General features: G+C 70.2%; 16 protein-coding genes and 2 tRNA genes. 13 read left to right on the forward strand and 5 right to left on the reverse strand.

Translation table 11 applies throughout. The features are described from left to right. Positions 1-107: 107 nt before the first annotated feature. Positions 108-180, reverse strand: a tRNA-Arg gene (locus ACOACQ_RS06115). A gap of 211 nt (positions 181-391) precedes the next feature. On the opposite strand from ACOACQ_RS06115, the gene ACOACQ_RS06120 reads away from it, so the two are divergent. Beyond that, positions 392-1732: an LCP family protein gene (locus ACOACQ_RS06120; protein WP_420287871.1), complete on the forward strand. Its 1341-nt coding sequence runs from the start codon at positions 392-394 to the stop codon at positions 1730-1732. Positions 1733-1748: 16 nt separating this feature from the next. After that, positions 1749-1928 carry a hypothetical protein gene (locus tag ACOACQ_RS06125; RefSeq protein ID WP_420287872.1) on the forward strand — a complete coding sequence of 60 codons (180 nt, stop codon included), beginning with the start codon at positions 1749-1751 and terminating at the stop codon, positions 1926-1928. A gap of 128 nt (positions 1929-2056) precedes the next feature. On the opposite strand, the gene ACOACQ_RS06130 is transcribed toward ACOACQ_RS06125, so the two are convergent. Genes ACOACQ_RS06130 through ACOACQ_RS06140 form a run of 3 tightly spaced genes read right to left on the reverse strand, consistent with a single transcriptional unit; the run spans position 2057 to position 3500 of the window. Continuing rightward, positions 2057-2395 carry an MscL family protein gene (locus ACOACQ_RS06130; RefSeq protein WP_378597855.1) on the reverse strand — a complete coding sequence of 113 codons (339 nt, stop codon included), beginning with the start codon at positions 2393-2395 and terminating at the stop codon, positions 2057-2059. Between the two features lie 52 nt (positions 2396-2447). Beyond that, positions 2448-3116, reverse strand: coding sequence for an SAF domain-containing protein (locus ACOACQ_RS06135; protein ID WP_420287873.1), 669 nt, complete (start codon positions 3114-3116; stop codon positions 2448-2450). Between the two features lie 51 nt (positions 3117-3167). Then, a complete protein-coding gene (locus tag ACOACQ_RS06140; RefSeq protein ID WP_420287874.1) occupies positions 3168-3500 on the reverse strand; it encodes an FmdB family zinc ribbon protein in 333 nt (110 codons plus the stop codon). A gap of 85 nt (positions 3501-3585) precedes the next feature. On the opposite strand from ACOACQ_RS06140, the gene ACOACQ_RS06145 reads away from it, so the two are divergent. Beyond that, positions 3586-6276 (forward strand): penicillin acylase family protein, encoded by a 2691-nt coding sequence (locus ACOACQ_RS06145; RefSeq protein WP_420287875.1) that lies wholly within the window; start codon positions 3586-3588, stop codon positions 6274-6276. Between the two features lie 26 nt (positions 6277-6302). On the opposite strand, the gene ACOACQ_RS06150 is transcribed toward ACOACQ_RS06145, so the two are convergent. Next, positions 6303-6896, reverse strand: a complete 594-nt coding sequence (locus ACOACQ_RS06150; protein ID WP_378597862.1) for a 5-formyltetrahydrofolate cyclo-ligase — start codon at positions 6894-6896, stop codon at positions 6303-6305. Between the two features lie 29 nt (positions 6897-6925). Between ACOACQ_RS06150 and ACOACQ_RS06155 the strand changes: the two genes are divergently transcribed. From ACOACQ_RS06155 to ACOACQ_RS06200, 10 genes are all read left to right on the forward strand, one after another. Continuing rightward, positions 6926-8314 (forward strand): UTP--glucose-1-phosphate uridylyltransferase, encoded by a 1389-nt coding sequence (locus tag ACOACQ_RS06155; protein ID WP_378597868.1) that lies wholly within the window; start codon positions 6926-6928, stop codon positions 8312-8314. Next, positions 8307-9530 (forward strand): gephyrin-like molybdotransferase Glp, encoded by a 1224-nt coding sequence (gene glp, locus ACOACQ_RS06160; protein ID WP_420287876.1) that lies wholly within the window; start codon positions 8307-8309, stop codon positions 9528-9530. Before ACOACQ_RS06155 ends, glp begins: the two co-directional genes overlap by 8 nt. Beyond that, positions 9520-10005: a cyclic pyranopterin monophosphate synthase MoaC gene (moaC, locus tag ACOACQ_RS06165; RefSeq protein ID WP_420287877.1), complete on the forward strand. Its 486-nt coding sequence runs from the start codon at positions 9520-9522 to the stop codon at positions 10003-10005. Before glp ends, moaC begins: the two co-directional genes overlap by 11 nt. After that, positions 10002-10490, forward strand: coding sequence for a MogA/MoaB family molybdenum cofactor biosynthesis protein (locus tag ACOACQ_RS06170; protein WP_420287878.1), 489 nt, complete (start codon positions 10002-10004; stop codon positions 10488-10490). Before moaC ends, ACOACQ_RS06170 begins: the two co-directional genes overlap by 4 nt. A 5-nt stretch (positions 10491-10495) precedes the next feature. Next, complete coding sequence (locus tag ACOACQ_RS06175) at positions 10496-11149, forward strand: GNAT family N-acetyltransferase (protein WP_378596524.1); 654 nt, start codon at positions 10496-10498, stop codon at positions 11147-11149. A 95-nt stretch (positions 11150-11244) separates the two neighbouring features. Next, positions 11245-12114: a hypothetical protein gene (locus ACOACQ_RS06180; protein ID WP_420287879.1), complete on the forward strand. Its 870-nt coding sequence runs from the start codon at positions 11245-11247 to the stop codon at positions 12112-12114. A gap of 43 nt (positions 12115-12157) precedes the next feature. Then, positions 12158-12433, forward strand: coding sequence for a hypothetical protein (locus ACOACQ_RS06185; protein WP_378596526.1), 276 nt, complete (start codon positions 12158-12160; stop codon positions 12431-12433). A gap of 78 nt (positions 12434-12511) precedes the next feature. Continuing rightward, a tRNA-Ala gene (locus ACOACQ_RS06190) sits at positions 12512-12584 on the forward strand. 791 nt (positions 12585-13375) lie between these two features. Further along, a complete protein-coding gene (locus ACOACQ_RS06195) occupies positions 13376-13609 on the forward strand; it encodes a hypothetical protein (protein ID WP_378596527.1) in 234 nt (77 codons plus the stop codon). 59 nt (positions 13610-13668) lie between these two features. Beyond that, on the forward strand, positions 13669-13905 hold a 237-nt coding region (locus tag ACOACQ_RS06200), incomplete at its 3' end, for a hypothetical protein (RefSeq protein ID WP_420287880.1).

Raw genomic sequence — 13905 nt, forward strand, 5'->3', positions numbered from 1 at the left:
GTGTCAAGCCTCAACCGGAGCAGCCGTCAAGCATCAGCCGAACATGTGTAAGGCCTCAGCCGAAGGTGAACCGTCAACCCTCAACCGAGACAACACACAAGAACGGGTGCCCCAGGCAAGAGTCGAACTTGCGACCTTTCGCTTAGGAGGCGGCTGCTCTATCCACTGAGCTACTGGGGCGGCGGTGGACCATCTTGTCAGGTCGGGATGGTCGCGCGCGAAGCGGATTGGGTCCGTGGCCGCTGAGCGGGGAGAATGGGTGGATCCACCGCCGGGCCTTGGCCCGGACCGTACGGTGGGTCCGGCGCGAGGAAGCGCCGGCGGTTGCTCTCGGAAGCACCGGAAGAAATCCGCAGTCCCGCCCCGAGGCGGCCGCACGACCAGGTGATCGATGACGCAGGACGAACGCATTCGCCCGATGGTGGGTGAGCAGAGCCCGCCGGGCGGAGCCCGTCGGGTCGCCACGTCACGCGCCGAACGCCGTCCCAAGTCCGCCCGCGGCGGTCGCGGCGGTGGTCGGCGCAAGGCCCCGCAGCCGGGCAAGGTCGTCTTCAAGGTGATCCTGAGCAGCCTGCTGGCGCTGGGGCTGGCGACCGGCGTCGGCGTGGTGCTGCTCTACAACAACTGGAACGGCAACCTCGACCGCGAGAACCTCTCCGCGCAACTGGGCACCGACCGACCCGAGAAGGTCGCCACCGGCCCCATGAACATCCTGGTGATGGGTGACGACACCCGCTCCGGCAAGGGCAACGACATCGACGGCGAAGGTGGTGGTGGGTCGGACACCACGATCCTGTTCCACCTCTCGGCCGACCGGAAGTTCGCCTACGGGATCTCGATCCCGCGCGACACCGTCATCGACCGGCCCGAGTGCTACAAGAAGGGCGGGGCCGTCATCCCCGCCCAGGCGGCCGCGCAGTGGAACGCCGCGTACGCCGTCGGCGGACCGGCCTGCACGATCCGGCAGGTCGAACAGCTCACCGGGATCCGCGTCGACAACTACATCGTCGTCGACTTCAACGGCTTCAAGGACATGGTCGACGCCCTGGGTGGCGTCGAGGTCTGCATCCCCGAGGACATCGAGGACGAGGAGCACGGCATCACGCTGAAGGCCGGCACCCGCGAGATCAAGGGCCAGCAGGCCCTCAGCTACGTCCGGGTCCGGCACATCGGTGACGGCACGGACCCGCAGCGGATCAAGCGCCAGCAGGCGTTCATGGCCTCCATGATCAGCAAGGCCGTCGGCGCGGACACCCTCGCGCAGCCGGTCAAGCTCACCAAGTTCATCAACGCCACGACCAGCTCGCTCAAGACAGACTTCGAGAACATCGCCCAGCTCGCCGACATCGCCGCGTCGTTCAACGGCATCGGGCTGGACAACATCTCGTTCGTCACGACGCCGTGGGTCTACTCCACGGCCCAGCCGGGTCGCGTCGAGTGGACGTCCGAGGTCCGGAAGCTGTGGCGCCTGGCGCGCACCGACCGGCGCCTGACCAAGGAATTCCTGGGCGACTCGATCAGCGCTGGCGAGAACACCGACGGATCGTCGTCGGCCTCGGGCGGTGCGAGCTCCGGGACGACCGGGACGACCGGGTCGACCGAGTCGACGGGCACGCCGGGCTCGCCCGGCACCGGAGCGACCGACGGAGCCACCGACGGAGCCACCGACGGGGCCACCGCGGACCCACAGGGCATGTCCGACGACGCCCGCGCCCGCGCGGGTCTGTGCTGATCGAGCGGTACTCCTGATGGCGGACCGGCCCGAACCCGAGTGGAAGCGCAAGCAACGCCTCGCCGAGATCTTCGGTGACGTGCTGCCGACCGTCACCTCGGACGAGAAGGACCCGCCCACGCCCGAGAAGGACGGCGGCGACACCGCCTCCGAGCGCTGGCTGAAAGCACAAGTGCCGCCTCACCACGGAGGGTGAGACGGCACTGTGTCTGCTGGTCGAGCGTGTCTTCGGTGTCGAGGGGAGCAGCAAGCTGCTCGGATGACACCTCCCGCCACGCTGCCGACAGGGTTGAAGCGCGGGTGCTGCGGGGCTGAAGCCTCCGGTCAGCGGGTGGCGAGCGAGTCGCGGATCTGCGTGAGCAGCACGACCTCGGGCGCCTCGGCCTCGGGAGCGTCCGGGAAGAACTTCTCCTTGGCCTTGGTGTACGGGGTGACGACCAGGAAGTAGACGATCGCTGCGAGGATCACGAACGCGATGACCGCGTTCATGAACGCACCGAAGTACGTCGTGTCGCTGAAGACCTCGTCCGTCGCGTCCGGCAGCAGGTCGGTCAGCCAGGCAGTGAAAGCAGTGACGACCCTGCCGAAGGCGGTGGCGATGATGAACGCGACGGCGATGTCGACGAGGTTGCCCTGGAGCAGGAACTTTCTGAAGCCGGTCATGTTTTCTCCTCTGTCCCGAGATGATGATGAGGGTGCTTGATCAGGCAGCAACCTATCTGTGACGCCACGTATAAGTCACGTAGGCCGCGACGGACGCTCCGGTGACGTCAGGCACCTCGAGGTGGCCCACCGCCACGACGACCAGGCGTCCCGGCAACGCTGCATCCCCCGAGATCCGGGCGTCGGGCACCGCCAGCACGGTCACGTCCCGGGCCAGCTCCCCGGTCGTTCCGGCCTGCGGATCGGTGGCCAGCAGGTCGATCCGGTCGCCCACCGTGAGCAGGGCCGCCTGGCCCGCATCGGACAGCCGGATCGGCATCACGACCGTGCCCGGTGGCTGTGCCCGGGCGAGGCCGTCGCCCACCAGGCGTACGTCGGTCACGGCTTCACCCTCGCGGAGCGGGGCGGCCAGCAGGCGGCCCGTCGGCGCCCCCACCACCCCCTCCGGTACGACGCCAGGAGCCACCTGTTGCTCGACGAGGTCCTCGGGGCGGAGGAGCTGCCCGGCCGGCAGGTCGCGGGCGGCGACGAGCACCGTGGTGGATGCCGGTGGTGGCGGCGCGAGGGTACGCAGCGAGGCGGCGACTGCCACGCCGACCAGCAGGACCGCGATCAGGCGGCGTCGGCGGAGCAGCCGTCGACGTACCTCGGCGAGGGCGTCAGCAATGCCCTGGGTGCGGGTGCGCGGCACGCGGCCCGATGCGGGTTCCCGGAAATCCATACCGGCGACCGTAGGTCGCTCGCGCCGGTCGTGCCGGCGTCCTCCACAGGGTCAGGCAGGGGAGGCGGCAGCGCCGGTAATGGTGCTGCCGCTCGAGGTCGACTTCGCCGGCGTCGAGGAGCCCGAGTCCGACGAGGAGGACGACGAGGAGGACGCGGCCGGGGAGGCGCTCTCGGTCGAGGCGGCCGGGGAGGACGCGGTCGTGGAGGAGCGGCTGTCGGTCTTGTAGAAGCCGGAGCCCTTGAACACGACGCCGACGGAGTTGAACACCTTGCGCAGCTTGCCCTCGCACTCGGGGCAGACCGTCAATGCGTCGTCACTGAAGCTCTGGACCTGCTCGAACGCGTGGCCGCAGGCGGTGCAGAGGTACTGGTAGGTCGGCATCGGTGGATTCTCCGGGTTGGCACTCTCGACTTTCGAGTGCCAATGCTACGTCACGACCCCCACAGACGGCACAATGACGCCCACCATGTCGGGAGCAGAGAACGTCGAGCAGCAGGCCAGTCCGGAGACCGGGTTCCGCAGGTGGTCGCGCTCGAGGCGCTGGCTGACCGTGATCGCCGTGCTGTGCACGCTCGCCCTGGTGGCCAGCCTCACGGCCGCCTTCGTGGTCGCCCGCAAGCCGTGGCCGCAGACCAGCGGCGAGCTGGAGATCAGCGGCCTCGAGGGTGAGGTCCAGGTCATCCGTGACGACGCCGGCATCCCGCAGATCTACGCCGACACCATGCCCGACCTGATGCTCGCGCAGGGCTTCGTTCACGCCCAGGACCGCTTCTTCGAGATGGACGTACGACGCCACGCGACCGCCGGGCGGCTCTCGGAGCTGTTCGGCGAGGCCGGGATCGAGAGCGACCTCGTGGTGCGGACGCTCGGCTGGCGCGAGGTCGCCGAGAAGGAGCTGACCCTGCTCCGGCCGGCCACCCGCAGCGCCCTCGACGCCTACGCCGAGGGCGTCAACGCCTACCTCGCCGGGCGTTCACCGTCCGAGATGTCGCTGGAGTACAGCCTGCTCGGCCTCACCGGTCTCGACTACAACCCCGCGAAGTGGACGGCCGTCGACTCCATCGCCTGGCTCAAGGCGATGGCGTGGGACCTGCGCGGCAACATGGAGGAGGAGATCGGGCGGGCCCTGACGGCCGCGGCGGTGGGCAGCAAGCGGATGACCGAGCTCTACCCGGCCTACCCCTACGCCCGGCACGACCCGATCGTCCAGCAGGGCGGCCTGCTCGGCGAGGAGTTCGACCAAGACGTCAGCGGCGGCGGACAGCGCCTGCTGCAGCGTCCGCCCCTCGGCGATCCCGACGCCCTGGCCGCGCTGGCGCAGGTCCGGGGAGTCCTGGCCGGCGTACCCCCGCTGCTCGGTCAGGGCGACGGCATCGGCAGCAACGCGTGGGTCGTCGACGGCGACCACACCAGCACCGGCGAGCCGATCCTCGCCAACGACCCGCACCTCGGGATCTCGCTGCCCGGGGTGTGGAGCCAGGTCGGACTGCACTGCCGCACGGTCTCCACCGAGTGCCCGCTCGACGTCGCCGGGTTCAGCTTCTCCGGCGTGCCCGGCGTGGTCATCGGCCACAACGCCGACATCGCGTGGGGCTTCACCAACCTCAGCCCGGACGTCACCGACCTCTACGTCGAGCGGATCAAGGGCGACACGTGGGAGTCCGACGGCAAGGAGCTGCCGCTCGTCGTACGCGACGAGGTCATCAAGGTCCGCGACGGATCCACCATCGACCTCGAGGTGCGCTCGACCGGCCACGGCCCGTTGCTGTCCGACCTCGCCCGCCTCGACGAGGAGCTGGACGGGGTCGACCTCAGCGAGGACGGCCTGGTGGACCAGCTCACCGACATCGCTGCGGAGCAGGGGCCCGAGAGCTCCGGCGAGTCCTTCGAGGACCACATGAGCGACGTCCTGCAGCGGGAGTACGGCGTCTCGCTCGCCTGGACCGCGCTGGAGCCACGCCCCACGGCCGACGCACTCTTCGCGCTGAACCTCGCCAGCGACTGGAAGTCGTTCCGGGCGGCGCTCAGCGACTTCGCCGTCCCCGGCCAGAACGTCGTCTACGCCGACACCGAGGGCCACATCGGCTACCAGGCGACCGGGCTCGTCCCGGTCCGCAAGCCCGGCAACGACGGCCGGATGCCCGCCGCAGGCTGGAAGAGCGACACCGCCTGGACCGGCGACTTCGTCCCGTACGACGCCCTTCCGAATGTGCTCGACCCCGAGTCCGGGATCATCGCGACCGCGAACCAGGCGGTGATCGACCCGGAGCGGTACGCACCGTTCCTCACCTCCGACTGGGACCTCGGCTACCGTTCGGCGCGGATCAACGAGCTCCTCGAGGCCGACGACGAGCTGAGCGTCCGCAGCATGGGCGCGATCCAGCTCGATGACTGGAACGCCATCGGCGAGGTGCTCACGCCGTACCTGCTGCGGATCGACCTGCCGCGTGGCTACTACTCCGACGGCCAGCGACTGCTGCGGACCTGGAACTACCGGCAGGGCCCGGAGAGCGGCGCGGCCGCGTACTTCAACGTGGTCTGGCGTGAGGTGCTGGAGCGGACCTTCGGCGACGAGCTGCCCGATGCGCTCGACGCCGACGGCAGCGACCGCTGGTTCGCCGTCCTCGCGTCGATCCTGCCCAAGGCATCGGCGAGCTGGTGGAACGACGTCGACACCGACGGCGTGCGGGAAGGGCGCGACGACATCCTGCGTGCGTCGATGAGGGCCGCCCGTGACGAGCTCACCGCACGCGAGTCGCCCAATCCCGACGAGTGGACGTGGGGCGCGCTGCACAAGCTCGAGCTCCGCTCGGCCACCCTGGGGGAGTCGGGCATCGGTGTGATCGAGCGGATCTTCAACCGTGGCGGCTGGGAGGTCGGTGGTGGCGGCTCGCTGGTCAACGCGACCGGCTGGGACGCGACCGAGGGGTACGACGTCGTGACCGCCCCGTCGATGCGGATGGTCGTGCCGATGGACGACCTGGACGCCGCGCGCTGGATCAACCTGACCGGTGTCTCCGGGCACGCGTTCCACCCGAACTACACCGACCAGACCGACCGCTGGGCGCGCGGCGAGACCCTCCCGTGGGTGTTCTCCGACGAAGCCGTCGAGGATGCCGGCGAGGACGTGCTGACCCTGCTGCCTGCGGGTGGTTGAGCTGCGAGCGCAGCGAACCTCGAAACCTAGAAGCGGCGCAGTCCCGAGGGCGTCGCCGCGGCCGTGACCGGTCGGTCGTGGGGCTCGGCGGGGACGTCGGGGAGCACCTCGTCGTCGTACAACAGGACACAGGTGAAGGTGCCGACCGGCACCCGGCCGAGCGCGCGGTCGTAGGAGCCGCCGCCGCGGCCCAGGCGCAGTCCGGCCCGCGACACCGCGACGCCCGGGACCAGCACGACATCGGCGGTCGCGACGGCGTCGACGCCGAGGGGCGGGCCGGCGGGTTCGAGCAGGCCGCGGCCCGCCGGGGCCAGGGACGTCAGGCCGCGGTAGACGGCCCAGTCGAGATCGTTGTCGGGCAGCAGGACCGGCAGGATCACCCGCTTGCCGGCATCGACCAGCCGGTCGAGCAGGTCGGTCGTGCCCGGTTCGGTGCCGAGGGAGACGTAGCACGCGACGGTCGCGGCCCGTCGTACCTCGTCGGTGGCCAGCAGGACCTCGGCAATCGCCCGGGCGGCCGCACCGACCTCCGTCAGCGGTCGGCGCCGACGGCCGGTCAGGACCTGGTCCCGGACGGCGATCTTGCGGGCCGCTTCTGGGCGCAGTTGTGGACCGGTCACCGGACAAGCCTACGATCGACTCCATGGGCATGAGTGGGCGTAGCGGTGGTCTCGAGAAGGCGCGGGCAAAGATGCTGGCGGCGGGCGTGGACCCGGTGGCCGTCGACACCTTCGCGCACTACTACCGATTGCTGGAGCACGGCGAGACCGGGATGATCCCCGAGTCGTCGATCGAGCCCGTCGACATCGAGAGCCTCGCCGACACGGACGTCCCCGCCGACGTCGCGGCCGACGCGATCGGCAAGACGGTCGCCATCAAGCTCAACGGCGGCCTCGGTACGTCGATGGGCATGGATCGCGCGAAGTCGTTGCTGTGCGTACGGCGCGGCCTGTCCTTCCTCGACATCATGGCCCGCCAGGCGCTCCACCTCCGCAAGGAGTACGACGCCCGGTTGCCCCTGATCCTGATGAACTCCTTCCGCACGTCCGCCGACACCCTGCACGCCCTGGGGCGCTACGAGGACTTGGCCGTCGACGGGCTGCCCATCGAGTTCCTGCAGAACAAGGAGCCCAAGCTCCTCGCGTCCGACCTGACGCCGGTGACCTGGCCGAAGGAGCCGGACCTCGAGTGGTGTCCGCCGGGCCACGGCGACCTCTACACGGCGCTGCGCGGCACCGGCCTGCTCGACCTGCTCATCGAGCACGGCTTCCGCTACGTGTTCGTCTCGAACTCCGACAACCTCGGCGCGGTGCCGGACCCGAAGGTGGCCGGCTGGTTCGCCGCGTCGGGAGCGCCGTTCGCGATCGAGGCGGTTCGTCGTACCGCTTCGGACCGCAAGGGTGGTCACTTCGCCCGCCGCAAGACCGACGGCCGGATCGTGCTGCGCGAGACCGCGCAAACCGCGAAGGAGGACCTCGAGGCCCTCGCCGACCTGACCCGGCACCAGTTCTGTTCGACGAACAACCTGTGGTTCGACCTGCACGCGATGAAGGCCAAGCTCGACGAGCGCGAGGGCATCCTCGGCCTGCCGCTGATCCGCAACAACAAGACCGTCGACCCGGCCGACCCGGACAGCCCGGCCGTCGTCCAGATCGAGACCGCGATGGGTGCGGCGATCGAGGTGTTCGACGGCGCCCGGCTGATCGAGGTCGGCCGCGACCGGTTCATCCCGGTGAAGACCACCAACGACCTGCTGGTGCTGCGTTCCGACGTCTACGAGATCGGCGCGGACTTCGGCCTGACCCAGGTCGCCAGCGACGTGCCGTTCGTCGAGCTCGACGCGGACCACTACAAGCTCGTGGCCGAGTTCGACCAGCGCTTCCCCGAGGGCGCGCCGTCCCTGGCCAAGGCCTCGTCCCTCACCGTCGAGGGCGACTGGACCTTCGGGCACGGCGTCCAGGTCGTCGGCGCGGTCGAGCTGTCGGGCAAGGGTGCGCAGCGGATCGCCGCCGGTGAAGTGCTGTCCGGGGATGCCTGACCCGTTGGCTGGATCGACCACGTCGGTTGAAGACCACCGCGCGCGGATCCTCGCCGCGGTCGCCCCGCTGACCCGCTTCGACCTGGTGCCGTTGGCCGACGCGATCGGTCGCGTGCTGGCGGCCGACGTGACGGCCCTGTTGTCGGTGCCGCCGTTCGACCACGCCGCGATGGACGGCTTCGCGGTCCGTGCTGCGGAGGTCGCGTCGGCAGCGGAGGAGAGTCCTGTCGACCTGCCGGTGGCCGGCGTCATCGCCGCCGGGGACCAGGTGATGCCGCTGCCCGCGGGCGCGGCCATCCGGATCATGACCGGCGCCCCGGTGCCGCCGGGTGCCGACGTGGTGATCCCGTTCGAGTGGACCACCGGCGTCGACCCGGTGCGGATCCTGCGCACCGCTGCGGCCGGTCGGCACGTCCGCAACGAGGGCGAGGACGTCGCCGTCGGCGAGATCGCGCTGCGCGCCGACACCCGCCTCGGCCCCACGCAGATCGGGTTGCTCACGTCCGTCGGTGTCCGTGAGGTCCCCGTGCATCCGCGGCCCCGGCTGGCGGTCATCTCCACCGGTGCCGAACTGGTCGACGGGCAGATCCCCGACAGCAACACGGCGACCCTGGCCTCGGCGGGTCGCGCTGTGGGGGCGGACGTCACGGCCTTCGGACCAGTGCTCGACGACCCGGCCGCGTTCCGCGAGCAGCTGCAGAAGGCAGCCGAGGTGTCCGACCTGGTCGTGACGACGGGCGGCGTCTCCGCCGGCGACCACGACGTCGTGAAGGCCGCCCTGCGCGACGTCGACGGCTTCTGGTTCGGCCCCGTCGCCATGAAGCCCGGCCGTCCGCAGGGCTTCGGCGTCGTGCCGACGTCCGACGGCCGCCACGTCCCGGTGGTCACGCTTCCGGGCACGCCCGTGGCCGCCTACGCCTCCTTCCTGTTGTACGTCGTCCCGGCGCTCCACGTCCTCGCCGGAAGCGAGCCTGCGCGCCACACGGCCGCGCTCGCCGCGTCGGTCGAGGGTGCCGATCGCACGGTCCTGCTGCCCGGCCTGTTCGACCACGAGGGCCGGATCGCCCCGCTGCCCGGGCACGCCGGCCACTCGCAACGGTTGCTCGCCGTGGCAGATGCATTGCTCGTCGTACCGGCAACCGGGAAGGTGGTGCCCGAGGGCACGACCGTCGAGGTGCTGCCGCTCCATCCCGAGGAGGACCGAGATGGCCGATGACGCCACCCAGCCCCGGCTGACGCACGTGGACGCGACCGGCGCTGCGCGGATGGTCGACGTGTCCGCGAAGGACGTCACCCACCGGGTCGCGAGCGCGTCAGGACGCGTCCTGGTCTCGGCCGAGGTCATCGGGCTGCTGCGCAGTGAGGGCGTGCCGAAGGGTGATGCCCTGGCGGTCGCGCGGATCGCCGGCATCATGGGCGCGAAGCAGACGCCCACCCTGATCCCGCTCTGCCACCCGCTCGCCATCTCCGGCGTCACCGTCGAGCTGTCCATCGCCGACGACGCCGTGGAGATCCTCGCCACCGTGAAGACGACCGACCGGACGGGTGTGGAGATGGAGGCGCTCACCGCTGTCTCGGTCGCTGCGCTCACCGTCGTCGACATGGTCAAGGCCGTCGACAAGGCCGCGGTCATCACCGACATCCGGGTCGAGACCAAGTCGGGTGGCAAGTCCGGGGACTACGCACGATGAGTGACGCCGGAGGACTGCCCGCCACGGTGATCGTGGCGTCCAACCGCGCCGCCGCCGGTGTGTACGACGACACGACCGGCCCGCTGATCGTGGATGCCCTGCGGGGACTGGGCTTCGTCGTTGCCGAGCCCGTGGTCTGCCCCGACGGTGAACCGGTCGCGCTGGCCATCGCCGCGGCGGTCGACGCCGGCGCCCGCGTGGTGCTCACCACCGGTGGCACCGGCCTGACGCCGACCGACCGCACCCCTGAGGCGACCCGGCCGCTGCTGGACCGCGAGGTCCCCGGCCTGGCCGAGGCGATCCGCGCCGCGGGTGTCGCGAAGGGCGTGCCGACGGCAGCGCTGTCACGTGGCCTCGCGGGCATCGCCGGGCAGGCGCTCGTGGTCAACCTGCCGGGTTCGCGCGGCGGTGTGAAGGACGCGCTCGCCGTCCTCGAGCCCGTGCTGGTGCACGCCGTGGAACAGATCGTCGGGAGCGACCATTGAGCGGCGTGCGCCGGGAGCGTTCACCCCGTGAGCGGACGACCGTGGCCGTGCCCGGGCGGGCGTGGCCGAACGAGCTGACCTCCGGCTCGGACCCGGTGGTGCGCCTTCGCCCGATCCGGCGCAGTGACGCCGGGCCGTGGCGCGCCGCCCGCCGCCGCAACGCCCTGTGGCTCGGCCCTTGGGACGCCACGGCGCCGCCCGGTGCCGATGCCCGCCCGCAGACGTTCCGCGGGTTGACCAAGCGACTGTCCCGCGCGGCGCGGAAGGGGACGACGTACCCCTTCGTGGTGGAGGTGGACGGCAAGTTCGCCGGCCAGGTCAGCGTCAACAACATCGTGCGCGGCTCGGCGCAGTTCGCGTCCGTGGGCTACTGGATCGACCAGGACTTCGCCGGCAGGGGCGTGATCCCGCGCGCGGTCGCGATGGTGATCGACCACTGCTTCTTCGTGGCCGGGTTGCACCGGGTCGAGATCTGCATCCGCCCGGAGAACACGAATTCCCTGCGGGTGGTGGAGAAGCTCGGGATCCGCGAGATCGGGTACGCACCGCTGTTCCTGCACATCGACGGCGAGTGGCGCGACCACCGGATCTTCGCGGTGGTCCGCGAGGAGGCGCCGCAGGGCGTGCTGATCAGGCTCGGCGAGCAGCCCGACGCGTGAGGGCCCCGGTCAAATCACATACGTCACACGAATCAATCTGTGACACACCGGTCGACATGCGCCCCACTTTGAGGTAGCGCTCCTAACCTCTCGTTGTGGACCTGAGCGCACTGATCTTCGTCGCACTGGCGGTGGCGTGGGCCGTCTACCTCGTTCCGAAGGCGCTCAAGCAGCACGAAGAGGACGCCGACAGCCGATCTGTCGAGGGCTTCTCCGACCGGCTGCGAGTGCTCGCCCGTCGTGACGCGGTGTCGGCCACCGAAGCCGAGCTCGTGCCTGCCGGACGCAAGCCGTCTGTTGCCGCTGAGGCGGCCGAGGACATCGTGTCCGAGGACGCTCCCGCGACGCCTGCTCCCGCGACGCGCACCCGCCCCGACGAGCTCGGCAAGGTCCAGCGCCGGCTTCGCCAGGCGGCTGCCCGCCGTGCCGCCGAGCGTCGCCGCCGCGTCTTCAACATCCTGCTGGCCGCCATCGTCGTCACCTCCGCCCTGGCGATCGGCAACGTCATCGGCGCCCTGTGGATCCTGGTCCCCGTCGTCCTGATGGGCGCCTGGCTGGTCGCGTGCCGCCTCATGGTCAAGCGCGAGCGCGCTGCCCGTGCGGCCGCGCCGGTCCGCAAGCGCCGTCGCACCCTCGCCGACGAGGTGATCGAGGATGAGGAGGCCGACGAGATCGAGGACGAGAGCGACAACACCCAGGACATCCCGGTCGTCACGGCGGCACTGGTCGAGGAGCCCGTCGCCGCCGACCCCGATGCCTGGACCCCCGTCCCGGTCCCCCTGCCGACGTACGTCGACAAGGCGCCCGCCGGACGGACCGTCCGCACCATCGACCTCGACTCCACCGGCGTGTGGAGCTCGGGCCGCAATGAGGCCGACTCGCAGCTCGCCCGCGAGGCCGACGCCCAGCGCGCCAAGGCCGAGCCGGACGCCGAGATCAAGCAGCGCCGCGCCTCCGGTTCCTGACCGGCTGCGGATGCGGCGCGGCCCAACGGGTACCGCGCCGGGCATGACCGACGAGATCGAAGAGACCGGCGCCGACCGGCAGGCAGCCCTGCAGGCGCGCGAGCAGGAGAAGAAGTACGCCGACTCCTCCACGGCCGTCACTCCCGACACCCAGCGCGCCGACCCCGGAGAGGCGCTCGACGCACCGTTCGAGGGCGAGGAGTCGCGCGGCCAGTCGACGGTGTTCTCGGACCCGCCCAAGCCGCGGCCCAGCTCCGACGTCGATGCCGGCGTCGACTCGGAGAGCACCAACGCCGGCGGGAAGGACGCCCCCGCCTGACGTCGCGCAGCGGTGCTGCTCGAAGGGAGATCCGGATTCGGCCACCCGTCGCGCGGGTGCTAACGTTTCCCCTCGCTTGGGGCTGTGGCGCAGTTGGTAGCGCGTCTCGTTCGCAATGAGAAGGTCAGGGGTTCGAATCCCCTCAGCTCCACCGAAAAATGCAGAACCGGCAGGTCGCCTCTGACCTGCCGGTTCTCGCGTTTTCGGGTGTCTTGCGGAGGGACTTCCACGGGCGGGATTTCACCGAGAAGGACCGCCTCGCGGCCCCCCGGCGTGCCCCCAGCCGGAGGAGCCTGGGGACGTTCTGACGTTTCGCAATGCAGCTCGGCCGGCGATGCAGGAGGTGTGTGGCACTTCGTTCGTTGCGGGATGTCGGGGGGACGCTAGGCATCGGTGAAAGCGGCAAAGGCGCATGGTCCAGCTTCTGCCGGCTTGGAATCAGTGGCTGGCTGAATGCGCACCGGGGGCCTGACGGCTCCAATGTGCGTGCTGGCTGGGGCGGAACCTTGGGCCCAGCGTCGGGATCAGCCCGGCCGGAAAACGACTGTGTAGCGACAAGACCGAGATCCGCGACGGCTCCGCTGAAGGCGCGCGGGGTCGCGCCCTCGTGACTCGCGAACGAAGGCGCTGGGTGTGCCAGAGAGGACGCCCGTTGCGGGCGGCGTATATCTACGACCCTCGTAGCATGCGTGCCGCTCGGTTCGAGCCTTCGAGTGGCCATACGTAGAGCGGTTTCTCGGGCTCGTCAGAGTCCGTCAACGATCGACGTTGCGGGTCTCGCGGTCGATGCGGCGCTGGACGTCGGCGGCGATGTAGTTGGCACAGTTCCGGCCGATAAAACAGCAGCACTACGTAGGTAAAAACGTGCCCTATGTCAGGACGGAATCGCCCAATCCCCACAACCCAATGGGCACCCGCCGACGGCGGCATCACACTGCACTCATGGCACACCTGATCACGGTCACCACTGCTAACGGCGAGACGCACACATTTGAGCGCGAGACCGAGCGCGACGAGATCAGGATCCGCCACCTCTCGGACGGCGGATTCCGGGTGCTGAGAGTGCACAACGCAGGAGGCCCGCGCTCGCATGGACGGGACGACGTCCGAAAAGCGCCGTACGGCGAGGTCGTTCTCAGCACCTACTCGATGGGTAACACCTTCACCAGTTTCTGACCACCATGACGACTAGGTGTCCCCGACGTTTCGAAATCGGATGCGTATTCGACGGGAACGTGCGCGCCAACCTCGCATCGGCGGGCGTCGGCACCGACCACAGTTTGCGAGCCGCGCCCGTGGTTGCGTGGCCAGCCCGCCGACCGTCGCTGACCACAACGCGTGGAGCCACGGTGCTGGGGCGACGCCCCGTCGACGACCTCGGCGGGATCAGCATTGACGTCGTCGATGTGGCAGCCGTCGGTCTGTCGGTGGGGCCGGGGTGGGCGCCGAATGCATGGGTGCTTTGCGCGGCA

This window comes from Nocardioides sp. CPCC 206347, assembly GCF_048654605.1.
Lineage (GTDB): Bacteria > Actinomycetota > Actinomycetes > Propionibacteriales > Nocardioidaceae > Nocardioides.